General features: G+C 72.9%; 9 protein-coding genes and 2 pseudogenes. 5 read left to right on the top strand and 6 right to left on the bottom strand.

All coding sequences use genetic code 11. The features are described from left to right. From ITI46_RS26615 to ITI46_RS26605, 3 genes and pseudogenes are all read right to left on the bottom strand, one after another. Positions 1-212, bottom strand: a pseudogene (locus ITI46_RS26615) (hypothetical protein); the annotation flags it as partial. Further along, positions 209-2,833 (bottom strand): DUF5682 family protein, encoded by a 2,625-nt coding sequence (locus ITI46_RS26610; RefSeq protein WP_209242443.1) that lies wholly within the window; start codon positions 2,831-2,833, stop codon positions 209-211. The pseudogene ITI46_RS26615 and the gene ITI46_RS26610, both read right to left, overlap by 4 nt. After that, positions 2,830-3,990, bottom strand: coding sequence for an ATP-binding protein (locus ITI46_RS26605; RefSeq protein WP_209242442.1), 1,161 nt, complete (start codon positions 3,988-3,990; stop codon positions 2,830-2,832). Before ITI46_RS26605 ends, ITI46_RS26610 begins: the two co-directional genes overlap by 4 nt. 208 nt (positions 3,991-4,198) lie before the next feature. Between ITI46_RS26605 and ITI46_RS26600 the strand changes: the two genes are divergently transcribed. Next, a complete protein-coding gene (locus tag ITI46_RS26600; RefSeq protein WP_209242441.1) occupies positions 4,199-5,737 on the top strand; it encodes an SWIM zinc finger family protein in 1,539 nt (512 codons plus the stop codon). A gap of 470 nt (positions 5,738-6,207) precedes the next feature. Next, positions 6,208-7,956 (top strand): DUF5691 domain-containing protein, encoded by a 1,749-nt coding sequence (locus ITI46_RS26595; protein ID WP_247746630.1) that lies wholly within the window; start codon positions 6,208-6,210, stop codon positions 7,954-7,956. Positions 7,957-8,345: 389 nt separating this feature from the next. On the opposite strand, the gene icmB is transcribed toward ITI46_RS26595, so the two are convergent. Next, positions 8,346-8,756: a coenzyme B12-dependent isobutyryl CoA mutase small subunit gene (icmB, locus tag ITI46_RS26590; RefSeq protein WP_209242440.1), complete on the bottom strand. Its 411-nt coding sequence runs from the start codon at positions 8,754-8,756 to the stop codon at positions 8,346-8,348. A gap of 710 nt (positions 8,757-9,466) precedes the next feature. Between icmB and ITI46_RS26585 the strand changes: the two genes are divergently transcribed. Beyond that, complete coding sequence (locus ITI46_RS26585; RefSeq protein ID WP_307808332.1) at positions 9,467-11,338, top strand: M23 family metallopeptidase; 1,872 nt, start codon at positions 9,467-9,469, stop codon at positions 11,336-11,338. A gap of 143 nt (positions 11,339-11,481) precedes the next feature. On the opposite strand, the gene pcrA is transcribed toward ITI46_RS26585, so the two are convergent. Both pcrA and ITI46_RS26575 read right to left on the bottom strand, forming a co-directional pair. After that, positions 11,482-14,019, bottom strand: a complete 2,538-nt coding sequence (gene pcrA / locus ITI46_RS26580; RefSeq protein ID WP_209242438.1) for a DNA helicase PcrA — start codon at positions 14,017-14,019, stop codon at positions 11,482-11,484. Positions 14,020-14,128: 109 nt separating this feature from the next. Further along, a complete protein-coding gene (locus ITI46_RS26575; protein ID WP_209242437.1) occupies positions 14,129-14,482 on the bottom strand; it encodes a hypothetical protein in 354 nt (117 codons plus the stop codon). Between the two features lie 332 nt (positions 14,483-14,814). On the opposite strand from ITI46_RS26575, the gene ITI46_RS26570 reads away from it, so the two are divergent. Together ITI46_RS26570 and ITI46_RS26565 are read left to right on the top strand one after the other, a co-directional pair. Further along, on the top strand, positions 14,815-15,918 hold the full coding sequence (locus ITI46_RS26570) for a C40 family peptidase (protein ID WP_209242436.1): 1,104 nt from the start codon (positions 14,815-14,817) through the stop codon (positions 15,916-15,918). 618 nt (positions 15,919-16,536) lie between these two features. Further along, a pseudogene (locus ITI46_RS26565) lies at positions 16,537-16,821 on the top strand (peptidoglycan-binding protein); the annotation flags it as partial.

Here is a 16,821-nt window from a genome sequence, read left to right as displayed (position 1 = left end):
CCCCCGCCGTAGACCGCCTCCAGGGTGCGGTCCATGCCGCTGTCGGCGGCGCCCAGCACACATCCGGTGCCGTCCGCGGCCCCGCCGCCCAGCACCAGCCGCCAGCGCCGCAACCGCTCGGCCTCCTCGGCGCCGGGTGTCCCCGCACCTGGTGCCTCCGCAACTGGTGCCCCCGCCCCGGTGACCTCCGCGTGCTCTGCCTGGACCGTCATACGCGCACCTCCTCCCGCTCGCCGCTCTCGCCTGCCACTTCGCTGCCGTCCCCCGTGGGCGCCCCGCCCAGCAGCAGCCGCACCGTCTCCAGCACGGCGTCGGCCCGCGCCACATCCAGCCCGGCCCCGAACCCGGGCAGCCCGTCCGCCGCTCCGGCCGCCCGCCGGTCGCCGTCACCGGCCGGGCCGCGTCGCACCAGCTCGCCGAGGGTGCGCCGCACTCCCGCCTCGTACTCCGCGAACGTCCGGCGAAGCAGCGGCAGCACATCCGTGAACGCGTCCGCAGGGACACCGGTCAGCCAGCGGTCGACGAGCGCGAGCAGCCGTTCATCGTGGACCAGCAGCATGCCGCCGCCCGAGAGAAAGCCCTCGACCCATGCCGCGGCCTCCGCCGGCGGGGTGCCAGGCGACAGCGCGAGGCTCATCAGCCGTTCCGCCTCTTCGTCCGGCAACTGGCCGTCGTCCAGAAGCAGTCGGGCGCAGCGGCCACGCAGCAGACCTGATATCCGCTCCCGCCCGGCGAGCGTGCGCAGCACCCCGCGCCATCTGCCCAGCAGCCCCGCGGCGGCCCGGTTCTCCGCATCCGGCAACGGTTCGGTGGCACCCGGCGACGGTGCGGCGGCATCCGGCGACATCTCGGTGCCATCCGGAGACGACACCGTGCCGGTGGCGCCGGCGTCCGGCTCGTCGCGGGCCAGCAGGTTCACCGCGTGGTGCGCGGCGTCCAGATGGCCCCGCATGTCACGGGCGCCTTCGTCGTCCAGCCCCGCGCAGGCGGGCGGAAGGCCGACGCACACCCGCTCGGCCATGCCCCCGGCCACCTTTGCCAGCGCGCCCGCGTCGGTGCCCCGCACATCGCCGTAGCGCAGCGTGCGCACCAGTGCGGGGAGCGCCTGTGCCAGGTGCCCGACATCCGACTCCAGCGCGGCCCGGTCGGCCAGCACCCGCATCACCACGGGCAGTGCGTCGGGCAGTTGGGCCAGCAGGCACAGCTCGGCCAGCGCCGTGATGTCGGCGAGTGTGCTGCCCTCTTCCTCCGTCGCCTGGGAGCACGCCTTTGCCGTGGCCGCCTCGTACACCGTCGTGCCCCAGATACCGGCCTCGGCCACCCGTACGGACAGCTCGGGCTCCCAGCGCAGCCGCCAGCTCTCGCGGAAGGTGCCGGTGCTGCCGCTTCTGGAGCGGGCAGGCTCGCCCCAGTTGACGCCGAGCAGCCGCAGCCGGTGCAACAGGCGGCTGCGCGCGGCGTCGGTCTCCTTGCGCAGGTCCAGATCCAGTTCGCGCTCGGCGGCGGCCGGCTTCAGCCGCACAGCACGCTGCTGACGCGCCAGGTCCCGCTGCAGGGGAACCGCCGGGGCCCCCTCGGGCACCTCACCCAGCACATCGCCGACCACCAGGTGGTCCCGGATCAGCTCCAGCGGCACGTCCGAGCCCTCGCACAGCACAGCGCGGACCGCATCGGTGGTCTCCGTCAGCCCCGCCAGCGGGCGTCCGCGCATCGCGGCCAGCGTCTCGGCCAGCCTCACGGCCTCGATGAGGTGTGCGGACGAGACGGAGTGGTCCTGTGCCCGCAACAGGCCCGCCACCTTGGTCATCCACCGCTCCACCGGCCGGTCCGGAGCTGAGAAGAGATGGCCGTACCACCCGGGGGAGGCGATTCCCGCCCCGTAGCCGGACTGGCGCGCCAGCCGCCGGTGTGTCCAGGGCACCCAGGTGATCTCCGTCTTCACTTTGGGCAGCGCTTTGAGCGCCTGCCGGTCGGCGGTGACCGTGGTGGCCTCCGTCAGCGCGGGCACGTGCCAGGCGCCGCAGACCACTGCCGTGGCCGCGTCCCCGAACTCCTTGCGCGCCTCGCGCAGCCGCAGCCGCATATGGGCCTCCCGTACGAGGTCCCGGTGATGACCGCCCTCCCCGTGCACAGCGCGGAGTTCGGCCATGGCCTCGCCCAGCGCGGCGAACGGCTCATAGGGGTCGGCGGTCCCGATGCCGCGCCCGCCGCCGCGGTGTTCGACCGCGTCCTCCCACCAGCGCTCCGGATCGTCGTAACCGGCGGCCTGGGCGAGCGCCGCCAGCGGGTCCAGACGCACCTCGCCCCCGCGCTCCGGGCCCGGCCCGGCATCCGGGTCCCCGGCAGCACCACCCCCGTCGGTGCCGCCGGGGACCGGCTCATCCCCCGCTCCCCCCGGCTCTTCCTCCCCCTGGCCCGTCGCCTTCTTTTCGCCGTCACCGGCCGGCTTCTCCTCCCCGTCGCTCATCGCGAGCGTGTGGGCCGCGGGCAGGTCGATGAAGCGGACCGGCACGCCGCGCCGTACGGCCCAGCGGATCGCCACCCACTCCGGCGAGAACTCCGCCAGCGGCCAGAACGCCGCCTTCCCCGGCTCGTTGACGGCGTGCGCCAGCAGCGCCACCGGCGGGACCATGCCCTCTTCCCCGGCCAGCTCGGCCACAGCGTCGCCCTCGGGCGGGCCCTCGATCAGCACGACACGCGGTTCGTAGGCCTCCAGCACGGCACCGACAGCGCGCGCCGAACCGGGACCGTGGTGCCGCACCCCCATCAGCAGCGGTCCTGCCCGGCCCTCCCGAAGGGGCGGGCCCGCCGCGCCCTCTCGTACAGCCGTCATGCGGACACCTCTCGGCAAGCGCGGTAGAAGTCCTTCCAGCCCTCGCGCTCGCGCACGACCGCCTCCAGATACTCCTGCCACACCACCTGGTCGGAGGACGGGTCCCGGACGACGGCGCCGAGGATGCCCGCGGCCACGTCTCCCGCGCGCAGCACCCCGTCCCCGAAGTGGGCTGCCAGCGCGAGGCCGCCGGTGACGACCGATATGGCCTCGGCCGTCGAGAGCGTGCCGGAAGGAGACTTGAGCTTGGTGCGGCCGTCGTCGGTGACGCCCTCGCGCAGCTCGCGGAAGACGGTGACCACCCGGCGGATCTCGTCGAACCCCTCGGGCGCCGGCGGCAGATCGAGGGAGCGGCCGAGCTGGCCGACCCGGCGCGCCACGATCTCCACCTCCGCCTCGGCGGTCTCGGGCAGCGGCAGCACAACGGTGTTGAAGCGGCGGCGCAGCGCGCTCGACAGCTCGTTGACCCCACGGTCCCGGTCGTTGGCCGTCGCGATCAGGTTGAAGCCGCTGACCGCCTGCACCTCCTCACCCAGCTCCGGAATCGGCAGCGTCTTCTCCGACAGCACGGTGATCAGCGTGTCCTGCACATCGGCGGGGATACGCGTCAGCTCCTCGACCCGCGCCGTCATTCCCTCGGCCATCGCGCGCATCACCGGGCTGGGCACCAGCGCCTCGCGGCTGGGGCCCTGGGCGAGCAGCTGCGCGTAGTTCCACCCATAGCGGATCGCCTCCTCCGCGGTGCCGGCCGTGCCCTGGACCAGCAGCGTCGAATCCCCGCTGACGGCCGCGGCCAGGTGCTCCGACACCCAGGTCTTGGCCGTGCCCGGAACGCCGAGCAGCAGCAGCGCCCGGTCGGTGGCCAGCGTGCTGACCGCGACCTCGATGATGCGGCGCGGCCCCACGTACTTGGGCGAGATGACCTTGCCCCCGGGCAGCTCACCGCCGAGCAGATACGTCGCCACGGCCCACGGGGACAGCTTCCAGCGCGCGGGCCGCGGCCGGTCGTCGGCCTCGGCGAGGGCCGCCAGTTCGTCGGCGAAGGCGTCCTCGGCGTGCGGCCGCAGCGCGGTGGCAGGAGCGGCCGCGGAGGCCGGGCCTGACGCCGGCTGTGCGGCGGACTCGGCGGCCGGGTCTGCGACATGGCTCTCGGTCACAACTCCCACAACTCCCCCTCAACGCGAGGCTCTCGTACGGAAAAAGACAAGGGGATGGCCAAGGAAGGAACCCCCGCGCCGCAGCGCCTCGGCCGATCCGTGAACCACTCTGCACCCCGCCACTGACAATCGCCCCGACTACCGCTCTGACCTGCGGCGTTGGGCAGTCGAGGCACGGTTGTCAGTGGCGCCGCCTACCGTTTTCGGCATGGGTGGACAGGCGGTCCGCTGGACGGCGGAGCAGGTAATGGCGCTGGCGCCTGACGATGCGTCGCGCCGCGCGGGGAGCAAGCTGTCGGCGCCCGGCCCGTGGACGGAGGCCGGATCGGGCGGCGGCGCTGTCTGGGGGCTGTGCAAGGGCAGCGGAAGCAAGCCGTATCAGACGGTGGTGGACCTGAACGGCGGCCAGGGCCCCGGCTACAAGTGCTCGTGCCCCAGCCGGAAGTTCCCGTGCAAGCACGCGGTGGGACTGCTGCTGCTGTGGGCGGGCGACGAGACAGCCGTGACGGAGGGGGGCGACCCTCCGGAGTGGGCGGACGGCTGGCTGAGCGGCCGCCGACAGCGTGCGGAGAAGAAGGCCGCGGGCAGAACGGGCGAGAGCAAGCACGGTGCGGCGAAGGCCGCCGGGGAGGGGGTGACCGCTGGGGAAGCGACAGCGGACGACGGGGAAGCAGCAGGGGACAACGGCGACGCCCAATCGCGTGCCGATGCCGCGCGCCGCCGCGCCGAGCAGCGTGCTGCTCGGATCACGGCGGGCACCGAGGAGCTGGAGCAGCGGCTGGCGGATCTGCTGCGCGGCGGGCTCGCGGGTGCCGAGCAGGCGGGGTATGCGCCGTGGGAGGAGATGGCGGCCCGCATGGTCGACGCCCAGGCACCCGGGCTGGCCACCCGGATACGCGAACTGGGGGCGATCCCGGGCTCGGGGGAAGGCTGGCCCGAGCGGCTGCTGGCGGAGTGCGCGCTGCTCCACCTGCTGGCCCGCGGCTGGTTGCGGGCCGGCCAGCTGCCCGTACCGCTCGCCGAGACCGTCAGATCACGGGTCGGACTGACGGTGGAGGCGGCCGAACTTCTGGAGAACGAGAAGGAGTTGATACGCGACGAGTGGCTGGTGCTGGCCCAGCGGGACGCCGACGAGGGACGGCTGACGGTCCGCCGCATCTGGCTGTACGGCCGCACCACCGATCGGCACGCGGTGGTGCTGTCCTACGGCGCGGGTGGGCGCGCTCCTCAGCTGGCGCTGCCGGTGGGCGCGGCACTGGACGCGGAGCTGGCGTACTACCCCGGAGCCAGTCCACTGCGGGCCGCCCTCGGGGAGCGGCACGGGGCTCCCTTGCCGGGCTTCCAGCCGCCGGGCGCGGGCATCCCGGAGGCTCTGGACGCCTGCGCGCTGGCGCTCCGGGACGACCCCTGGCTGGAGGGCCGACCGTGCGTGCTGCGGGACGTGATCCCTGTTCCGCCGCCCGACGCGGCCCCGGCGAACGACGGTACGGGACCCAAACGCTGCGGGACCGGCCGCGCGGACCGGCACGGGAGCGCGGGCGCCGGAAACGGCAACGGCTCCAGATGGCTGCTCGCGGCGTCGGACGCGGAGTCCGCCCTCCCCGTGGCGCCGGGCACCGGTACGGCAGCCCTGTGGAGACTGCTGGCGATCTCCGCCGAGGGCCCGGTCACCGTGTTCGGTGAATGCGGCCACCGCGGCTTCGCCCCGCACACGGCATGGAGCGAGGGAAGAGCCGTCCCCTTGTGAGGGCAGGGCGGCAGGTTGCGCCCGGGGGGCGACGCATGGGGGCGGGGCGCGGCTCCGCGAAGGAGGGCGGACGTCCAGGCGCGGCCGGGGAGCCGGGGCACCACGAGGCCCCGGGCCAAAGACGAAACGGCGGGGCAACAGAAGGGGCAGGGGCAGACGTGACGGCTGAGACGGAGCCGGGGCGGCGCATACGCGGAACGGACCCGGGACGGCGGGCAGGCGCCGGGGAACCATCGGACGGCGGAACAGGACCAGCGGCGGTACGCGCAGTTGGACCAGCAGCGGTACGGGCATCCGAACGGTCGGCTGAACCAGCGGCACAGCAGGCGGCTGAGCCGGTGGCGGAGCGGACGCCGGAGCCAGCAGGGGAACGGGCGGCTGAACCAGTGGAACGGGCACCCGAACGACCAGCGGACCGGACGGCTGAGTCGGCGGCAGCGGCAGCACCGGCAATGTCAATGGCAATGGCAATGGCAACAGCAACGGCACCCGCGTCGACACCGGCACCGGCCGCCTCGCCGGCGGAACAGGCAGGGCAACGGGCGGCAGCCGCCGCGGCAGGAAGCAGCGGGAACTGGAAGGAGTTGGTGGCCGCTGCCCTGCTGGGCGCGGAGCGGCGGCGCCCGCCGGGCGGGAGCGTGACGGCGCTGCTGGACGCGGCGGCTGCCGAGACCGTCCGCCGTCGGGCGGGCGCCCGCGCCGTCGTACCGGGGCAGCGGCCCGAGCCGGCGCCGCCGGACGACCGTGCGCCGCTGCCCACCGCGGCCGAGCAGCGGCTGGCAACGCTGCTGGCGGACCGGGCGCTGAGCGGGCCGAGCCCGGCGGGCGCGGCGGCCGGGCGGCGAGGTTCGGGTCCTGACCTGGGTGAGCTGCTGCCGCAGTGGCTCGCGGAGGCCAACGCCCAGGGCTACCGCGCGCCAGCCGCGCTGTTGCCCGCCCTGCTGGACGCAGCGCGTGCCCGTACCGATCTGCGGGCCGAGACGCTCGCGTTCGCGGGCCCGCGGGCGCTGTGGCTGGCGCGGCAGAACGCCGACTGGAAGTTCGCGCTGCGCGACGGGGTCCGGCGCCGGCTCCCCGAGGAGCGCCCCGAGGAGGCCGAACAGCTGTGGCAGGAGGGGCTGTTCGCCGAGCGGGTGGCCCTGCTCGCGGGCCTGCGGCAGCGCGACCCGGAGGCGGCGCTGGCCCTGCTGGCCTCCACCTGGCAGACGGAGCGGGCCGAGGACAGGCTGATGTTCCTGGATTCGCTGCGCCAGGGCCTCGGGCCGGCCGACGAGCCGTTCCTGGAGCGGGCGCTGTCCGACCGCAGCCGCACCGTGCGGGCGACCGCCGCCGAACTGCTGGCCGCCCTGCCCGGTTCCGCGCTGGGCGCCAGGATGGCGGAGCGTGCCCGCGGCTGTGTGTCCCTGGGGCACATGGGCCGGAGGGGCCGGACGGACCGGACCGACCGCGGGGGCAGCTCCGGGGAAGTTCCCCCGGGGACAGCCATCGTGGTGGAGGCGCCGCACACCTGCGACGCCGACATGCAGCGCGACGGCGTCATACCCAAACCGCCCACGGGGCGGGGCGAACGGGCCTGGTGGCTTGGCCAGTTGGTGGAAGCGGCACCGCTGGAGGTGTGGAGCGAGCAGCTGGGCGGACTGGCGCCCGCCCAGATCGTGACGCTGCCGGTCGCCGACGGCTGGCGGGACGATCTGCACGCGGCGTGGTGCGGGGCAGCCGTCCGGCAGCGGAACGCCACCTGGGCACGCGCCCTGATCGGCGAGCCCGGCGAGCCCTTCGCCGAGGGGCCCGGCGATCCGGCGAAGCTGCTGTCCGTGCTGCCCGAGGAAGAGCGCGGCGAGTGGGCGGCGCGCTTCGTGGCGGCACACGGTCTGTCGGAGGCGTTCCGCATCCTCGGGGTGTGCGGCGTGCCGTGGCCGCTGCCGCTGGGGCGCGCAGTGGTGGACGCGCTGGAGATCGCCAGGGACGCGGGCAGCTACCCGTGGAGCTTCAGCGGGGTGATGGGGCTGGCCGAGCGCTGTCTGGACCCGGCCGACGCGGAACGGCTCGCACCGCTCGCCGCGGTCCCCGACGAGAAAGAAGGGGAGTCACCGGGCGCAGGGGCTTACTGGGCGGAGTCGTTCCAGCGGCTCGTCGCCACGCTGCGGCTGCGCTCCGCGATGCTCGCGGAGCTGCGGGAGGGAAGGCAGGAGGTGGTCCAGGAAGAAAGCGAGGGCTGACGGGGCGCCGGGCCCGGTGCGCCACGCCGCAGCAGGGACGAACCGGAACGCGGGGCGACCGGCGACGGGCAACGGGCGACAGCGGCCGACAACCAAGAGCAGACGACCGACAAGCAGCCGCTGGCGCCCGGCGCCCGCAACTGTCGGCCGGCAGCCGACAACCGGCACAGCGACCAGCGACCAGCGGCCGACAACCAGCGGCCGGCGACGACAAGCGGCTGAGCCCGTCAACCGGCGACTGGAGATCAGCGACCGGAGATCAGCGACCGACGACCGACAACCGGAGACCGGCAACCAGAGACCAGCGGTCGGCGCCCGGCGACCCGCGGCCGACAACCGGCAAGCCGCAAGCCGCAACAAGCAAGCAGCAACCAGCAACCAGCAACCGTTCAGGCTGCCACCGGGCCGACGTGGGTGCGGATCCAGTCGACGACCTCGCTGGTGCTGGCGCCCGGGGTGAAGATCTCGGCGACGCCCTGCTCCTTCAGCAGCGGGATGTCCGCCTCCGGGATGATGCCGCCGCCGAAGACCTTGATGTCGGCGGCGTCCCGCTCACGCAGCAGCTCCAGTACGCGGGCGAAGAGCGTGTTGTGTGCGCCGGAGAGGATGGACAGGCCGATGGCGTCCGCGTCCTCCTGGATGGCGGTGTCCACGACCTGCTCCGGGGTCTGGTGCAGTCCGGTGTAGATGACCTCCATACCGGCGTCCCGCAGGGCACGGGCGATGACCTTGGCGCCCCGGTCGTGGCCGTCGAGGCCCGGTTTGGCGACCACCACCCGGATCGGACCGGTCACATCCATCACTGCCTCCCTCTGGAACGACCTCCCGGCCGGAACGGGCCACGGGGTGTGAACGCACGTTATCTCCAGCATCCCGCACCCGTCCGTACCGCGCTCGCAAGCGAGGGGGAAATCACACGCGGGGCCGCGCCTGCCCGCGGCCCACACCACACACATCCCTCCGCAGCCCGTTGCGCCCGGCATATGAGCGCGAGCTCGCGCCTGGCGCCCGGGCTCCGCGCGCTCCCCGGACACGCTCCCCGCCATGCGCCGGATGCGCCCCCGCTCGTCGGCAGTCGAGAAGTCGCGGAGCGCCGTTGATCGCGGAGCCGGCCCTTCCGGACGATCGGCCCCGCACACTTCACGTCCACCCCCGCCCGGCCTCCGCGACTTCGCGCCCGCACACTTCCGTCCAGGTGTCGGGCATGTGCCACTGCTACGGGACTTCGACCTCTGTGCCCGCATCGAGGTGGAGTTGGGCGCGGATGGAACCGGAAGCGGCGATCGTCACGTCGAACACCGAGACGGCTGACAGCGCAAGACGCAGAGCTCATCATTTCGAACGAATTTCGAACTCAACCTCTGCTACCAGTCCGTAGTCCGCCGAAAGACGGCCGATTGCCCTTTTCCTGCGCCGCTAAAACCTCCCGAAGATTGTCGCCGTCGCATACCGCCGGGTACAGTCACCGCACTGCTCCGCCCCTGTCGCCGAGGCGAAAGAGAAGTTGGTGGTGAACGACCGTCATCCGTCGGGAGTCCCGAACCCCGACGACCCCGGTTCCGGCTTCTCGTACGGCACCTACGACGCGGACCACGGACCGTCGGCGTATGGCGCGTACAACGAGAACGCCTACCAAGCCGGTTCGCACGACGGATACTCCACCGGCAGCTACGACGTTTCCGGCGCCACCTACGCCGACGGCTCGTACGCCCCGTACTCCTCCTACGGCGACGACGACCCGCTCTTCGGCAACCTCCCCGGAGCGCCCGGCACCGACACCGGCAGCTATCCGGCCCCGACCGGCTCCTGGGACACCAACACAGCCTGGGGAACGGGGAGTTACAGCCCCGAGGCGATGGCCACGCCCGGCTTTCCGGCGCAAGCGGGGCCCGAGCAGACCTACGCGGACTCCCCGATGGCGGGCTTCGGGCACGGGCTGCCCACCGCGGACGACGGCACCGGTCAGTGGAACTTCGGCGTCCAGGAGACCGGCGGCTGGGACACGACTTCCTGGGGCACCGGCGCCTGGGAGGCAGCCGGCCCGGAAACCGGTGGCTGGACGACAGACGGCCACGGCACGGCGTACGGCTACGAGACCGCCGAGGGCTATGCCGGTTACGAACAGCCGGGGTACGGCGGGCAGGACAGTCAGGCCGCCGGCCACGACGCTCCCCACAGCCCCAGCGGCTATGCCGCCTACGAAGGTCACGAGGGCTACGACAGCTACAGCGGGGCTGAGGCGGCTTACGGCCCGGAAAGCGCGTATGGCCAAGACGGCGCATACGGCGCCGAGGCCGCGCAGTTCGGGACCGACCACGGCTACGCCCCGATCGACCAGGCCCAGGCCCAAGCCCCGGCCCAGGCCCAGGACGCCACTGCCCAGTGGGACTTCTCCGGACTCGCGCAGCACGAGCACGAGCCTGCATACGAGTCGGCGTACGAGTCGCCGTATGGGTCACCGTATGAGTACGCATACGAGCCCGAGCACGGTTTCGACGCCGCGGCGTCCGACTTCCCCGCGTCCGCCGCGCGAAACGACGCCAGTGGCGAGGCGGGGGACGAGGCCGGCGACGACGTGCCGGACGGTCACGACGACCCCTCCGCGCCCGTCACCCTCGGCACCGTCGGCGGCCCGCACGGGCGCGGGCGCCGCCGCTCCCCCAAGGCCCGCCCGCGCCGCCGGGCACTGATGACCGTGGCGGTTCCCTCCGTCGCCGTCATGGGTGTGGCCGGAGCCGCGGCGGCGAGCGTGATGGGCGACGACGGCGACAAGGACAGCGCCACCGTCGCAGCGCCGGACGCCGCGCCCGTGAAGCCCTCGAGCGCCAACAACAAGCTGGACAGCCAGTTGCAGGGGCTGTCCGCCGACGCCGACGACTTCGCCGACCGCGCCAGCCGCACCCAGGAGCGCATCGACCTCAAGCAGCGCCAGCAGGCGGAGAAGGAGCGCAAGGCGAAGGAGGCGGCGCGCAAGGAAGCCATGCGCCCCAAGTTCGTGATCCCGGTGAAGGACCACACGCTCAGCGCGCGCTACGGCCAGGCAGGCGTCAACTGGATGTCGATCCACACCGGCATCGACTTCCCCGTCAGCTACGGCACCCCCGTCATGGCCGCGACCGACGGCACCGTCTCCACCAAGCACGATGTGTCGTACGGGAACATGGCCGTCGTGACGGCGAAGGACGGCACCGAGACCTGGTACTGCCATCTGAGCAGCAACAAGATCCGCTCGGGTGAGGTCAAGGCGGGCGACGTGATCGCCTACTCCGGCAACTCCGGCAACTCCACGGGCCCGCACTTGCACTTCGAGGTCCATCCGGGCGGCGGCTCGGCAGTGGACCCGATCCCGTGGCTCCAGAGCAAGGGCCTCAACATCAGCTGAGGACCCCTACCGAGGAGTTGCCCCCCCGTTGCCCCTCACCCCGAGGGGCCGCCCCGCACGCGGAGGGGTCCCCCTCGCACCGAGCGGCCGCCTCTGCCGCTACCCCCTCACAGCGCCGCTACCACCTCAGAGCCGCTGCCTCCTCACAGCTTCTCCACCGGCGCATAGCGCAGCAGCAGCCGTTTGGGCTTCTCGCCGCCGAAGTCGATCGTCGCCTCGGCGTTGTCGCCGCTGCCCTTCACCGACTGGACCGTGCCCAGGCCGAAGCTGTCATGGGTGACGCGGTCGCCGACCTGGAGGGAGACCACCGGCCGGTCACCGGCGCGCCGCGTGGCGAAGCCGGACGGCCCCCCGCGCCGGGCCGAGGCGCTCGCGGACGAGGAGAGGGAGGCACCGGTCCCGGCGCCGACCGAGCCGGCGCCGCCCATGGCGCCGGCACCGCCACCCGTCCGCTTCCACTCCAGATACTCGGCGGGGATCTCCTCCAGAAAGCGGGACGGCGGATTGTAGGAAGGCTGGCCCCAGGCGCTGCGCATCGCGGCGCGGGTGAGATACAGCCGCTCCTGGGCCCGCGTGATGCCGACGTACGCGAGCCGGCGTTCCTCCTCCAGCTCCTTGGGCTGTCCCAGGGCGCGCATATGCGGGAACACGCCGTCCTCCATGCCCGTCAGGAAGACCACCGGGAACTCGAGGCCCTTGGCGGTGTGCAGGGTCATCAGGGTGACGACGCCCTCGTCCTCGCCCTCCTCGGGGATCTGGTCGGAGTCGGCGACCAGGGCGACCTGTTCGAGGAAGTCGGCGAGCGTGCCGGGGGACTCCTCCTCGCCGCGCTCCTGCTCGAACTCCAGGGCGACAGCGGCCAGTTCCTGAAGGTTCTCGATACGCGTCTCGTCCTGCGGGTCGGTGGACGCCTGGAGCTCGGCCAGATAGCCCGTCTGCTCCAGCACGGCCTCCAGCACCGTGGCGGGCCCGGCGCCGGACTCCACGACGGTGCGCAGCTCCTCCATCAGCGCGTTGAACCGCTTGACGGCGTTGAGGGAGCGGGCGGCCATGCCGTACGCCTCGTCCACGCGCGCGAGCGCCTGCGGGAAGGTGATCTTCTCGCGCAGCGCCAGCGCCTCGATCATGGCCTCGGCGCGGTCGCCGATGCCGCGCTTGGGCACGTTGAGGATGCGGCGCAGCGGCACCGCGTCCTCCGGGTTGGCCAGCACCCGCAGATACGCCAGGATGTCGCGGACCTCGCGGCGCTCGTAGAAGCGCACCCCGCCGACGACCTTGTAGGGCAGGCCGACGCGGATGAAGACCTCTTCGAAGACGCGGGACTGGGCGTTGGTGCGGTAGAAGACGGCGATGTCGCCGGGCCGGACCTTCTCCTGGGCCCCCGGCTCCTCGCCTTTGTGGGGTTCCCCGTGGTGTTCCCCGTCGCTGAGGCGGTCGATCTCGTCGGCGACGAACTGTGCCTCGTCGTGCTCAGTGTCGGCGACATAGCCGGTGATCCTGGGTCCCGAGCCCGCCTTGGTCCACAGGTTCTTGGGGCGGCGGTCGGCGTTGCGCTCGATGACGGCGTTGGCGGCGGACAGGATCGTCTGCGTGGAGCGGTAGTTCTGCTCCAGCAGGATCGTCGTCGCGTTCGGGTAGTCCTCCTCGAACTGGAGGATGTTGCGGATGGTGGCGCCGCGGAAGGCGTAGATCGACTGGTCGGCGTCGCCGACGACGCACAGCTCGGCCTGGTCCTCCGCGGGGCCGACCAGCTCGCGCACCAGCTGGTACTGCGCGTGGTTGGTGTCCTGATACTCGTCGACGAGGACGTGCCGGAAGCGGCGGCGGTAGTGCTCGGCCACGTCGGGGAACGCCTGGAGCAGATGGACCGTCGTCATGATCAGGTCGTCGAAGTCCAGCGCGTTGGCCTCGCGCAGCCGCGCCTGGTACATCGTGTACGCCTCGGCGAGGGTCTTCTCGAATGCGTCGCTGGCCTGCCCCGCGAAGTCCTCCTCGTCGATCAGCTCGTTCTTGAGGTTGGAGATCTTGGCACTGAACGCCTTGGGCGGGAAGCGCTTCGGGTCCAGGTCCAGATCGCGGCAGACCAGGGCCATCAGGCGCTTGGAGTCCGCGGCGTCGTAGATCGAGAACGACGAGGTGAAGCCCAGCTTCTTGCTCTCGCGGCGCAGGATGCGCACGCAGGCGCTGTGGAAGGTGGAGACCCACATCGACTGCGCACGGGGGCCCACCAGCTCGGCGACGCGCTCCTTCATCTCGCCCGCCGCCTTGTTGGTGAAGGTGATGGCGAGGATCTGGCCCGGGTGGACGTTGCGGGCGCCCAGCAGGTGGGCGATGCGGTGGGTGAGCACCCGCGTCTTGCCGGAGCCCGCACCGGCGACGATGAGCAGTGGGGAGCCGGCGTGCAGCACGGCGTCCCGCTGCTGCTCGTTCATCCCCTCCAGCAGCGCGGCAGGGTCCACGACGGTGCGGGGCGCGCCGTCCCGGTGGTACGGGTCACGCCCGCCGGCGCCCGCCGCGCCGGCCGCTCCGCCCGCGAAGGTGCCCGCGAAGAGATCGTCCGGGATCTCCTCGGCCGGGCCCGGGTCCGTGGAGCCGTCGGGGTCGGGCGGCGGGGGCGCGTCCGCCTCGGGGGCCATGCCGTCGAGGTCCGCCAGGAAGCTGTCGTCGAAGAGGCTGCTCATCGTCGTACGAGTCTAGGCCGCCGCACCGACACCCGGGTTGCCCTGTGGATAACCCGGCGCCTTCCGCCCTCCCGGGCGTTCCCCGGCGGCCTCCCAGTACCCGGATCGCTCAGACCCAGAGCACGGCGATGAAGATGTTCGCCGTCGTCAGCAGGCCGACGGTGCCGAAGAGGGGCGCGCTGAGCCGTTCCTCGTCCCGCTTCACATAGGTGATGCCGAGGATCACGACGAGCAGCGCCAGCTTGAGGCCGATCTTGACGTTGTTCACCGAGCTGTCGTCGGCCTGGTTGAGCCCGACCAGGGCCACGCCGGTGATCAGCATGGTCAGCGCGCCGTGGAGCATGCTGGGGCTGACCCGGGCCTCGCCCTTGCCCATCACCTTCATCTGCGTGAGGAAGCCGCCCAGGAGCGCGGCTATGCCGATGATGTGCAGGCCGACGAAGACATTGATGAGTACGTCCATGAGCGCGAGCGTATCCGGGCGTTTTCTGGGCCTTTAGCACACCCCCGCTTCTCCCGTCGAGGCTCTCGCGGCACCGGTCGGCGCTCGCGCATATGCCCCCCGCAGTGAGCCGCAAAGCGGACCGACCCGGGCGGCTCTGCAGCGAAAAGGATCACTTGCGGTCATTCCCGCGCCCGGCCGCCACCGTTCCGCATAGCGTCCTCGCCAGGTGGCCGCGCCCCGCCGGTCGGCGCGGCCACCCCGGCTGCCGGGACAGGTGTGACGTGCACAACACCGCGCTCTTAGGGACTCACAGGGATCAGTAAGCACCAGTAAGGAAGTGACGGCCACCCATGGCCTCGCACCGCAAGCCCACGCCGCACCCCCTCGCCGCCCGTACCGCCCTCACCCTCGTCCTCGCCTGCACGGCGGGCGCCACCGCGTTCCAGCACTCCGCAGACGCGCAGCCACAGCCGCCGAACCCGCCCAAGGCCAGGCTGAAGGCCGAGGTCGACCGGCTGCACCGGGACGCGGAGCGCGCCACCGAGGCGTACAACGGCGCAGCCGAGGAGGCCCGGTCGGCGCGGCGCAGGCTGGAGTCGCTGCGCGACGAGGCGGCGCGCCGCCAGGAGCGGCTCAACCGCTCCAGGGACGCACTCGGCTCCTGCGCGGCGGCGCAGTACCGCGAGGGCAGCGGTGTCGACCCGGGCCTCCGGCTCGCGCTCTCCTCCTCCCCCGGCGACTACCTGGAGCGCGCCGCGGCCGTCGAACGCGCGGGGGACCGCCGGGCAGCAGCGGTGAAACGTGCCGCCGGCCAGGCCCGGCAGCTCGCACAGACCCGCACCGAGGCGCAGGGCGTCTCCGCAGAGCTGGAGAGGTCGGCCGGCAGCGCGCGGCGCCACAAGCGCACCGTCCAGGGGAAGCTCCGCCGGGCGCAGCGACTGCTCGACAGGCTGAGCCCCCACGAGCGTGCCGCCGTCCTGGACGAGCACGCCCCCGCGCACGCCCGCGTACGCGCCCGGCAGACCCACCCGTCCCGTGCGGGCGCCAACCGTGACGACGGCCCGGCGGCGCGCCCGTCAGCGCATCCCTCAGCGCACGCACCCGCCGGGCGCTCAGCCCTCGCCGTCGCGTTCGCGCGCAGCGCGCTCGGGAAGCCGTATGTGTGGGGCGGTACGGGGCCCTCCGGCTACGACTGTTCCGGGCTCACCCAGGCCGCGTGGAAAGCGGCCGGCGTTTCGCTGCCGCGTACGACCTACAGCCAGATCCACGCGGGCAAGCGCGTCTCCCGTGGCGAACTTGCCCCCGGTGACCTGGTGTTCTTCTACGACAGCGTCAGCCATGTGGGGCTGTACATCGGCGGCGGCCGGATGATCCACGCACCCCGGCCCGGCACTTCGGTGCGGGTCGCGCCCGTCGGCCAGATGCCCTTCGCCGGTGCGGTCCGCCCCGCCTGAGGCCGCCGCCCTCTTGGAGCCGCCATGGGGCGCACGTCAACCGGGCGGCTTTCGCCGTTCACTCACAGGGGCACAGCGAGCGGCCGTACGTTGCCGCCGTCGCCCACAGCCGTACGACGTACGGCCATACCCGTGCGCCCCTGGCCGAGTTGCCGGAACCGATCACTCGGGGAGAGTGCGCCTGCCGCGGGAAACACGTACTGCCCGACTACTGCAGCACTGCCCGGCCGCTTGCACCAGTGTGGCGGTGGCCGTTGCAGCAGGGGTGGGCACGGCCGCAGCTCCGGGGCCGAACCAGGGCGTCACCCTGCGCAGTCACCGCGCGTTGACGGTCGGGGACTCGGCGGGCTCCGCGGTCCGGTGGTTCCCTCGGACAGAGCGCTGCCACTGCGGCAGCGTGCCGCGAAAGCGACTGGAAGGGCGGTGCCGGCCGGCCACAGGAGCGCTGTCAGCACCCGCGAACAACACAGCAGTGATCTCGCCGGATGACCCAGCCATCAACCTCTCTCCACCAGGATCACCCCGGACGAGTCCGCCCTGCTGAGCTGACACCGACTCACGTAAGGCACAATCCCCTTCCATCCCACGGAAGTTGAGAGGCGGGGTTGCGCAGTGGCCGTGGATACGGCTCAGGACGGCTCGAAGGGCCCGGGCGACGAGGACGGGCAGGGCAGCGGCGCGCAGCGCGCCGGTGGCGCCCCTCGTACAGGTCGGACGACCGGTGCGGGCCGGACGGCCGGTACGGGGCCCGACGCTGCAGAGGGCGCCACCAGCGGAAAGAGCTCCGCTGCGGGGCACGGCACCGGCCCCACGGCGGGGAAGAGCGCCGCCCCCGGCGCGGGAGCAGCCCGCGTACCCGGCGCGCGAGCCGGCGCCCCCTCCCCCAAACGCGCCTCCCGCTAC

Origin of the sequence: Streptomyces oryzae, from assembly GCF_017676365.1 — a bacterium.
Taxonomy (GTDB): Bacteria; Actinomycetota; Actinomycetes; order Streptomycetales; family Streptomycetaceae; genus Streptomyces; species Streptomyces oryzae.
This window is presented reverse-complemented; position numbering and strand designations above follow the sequence as displayed.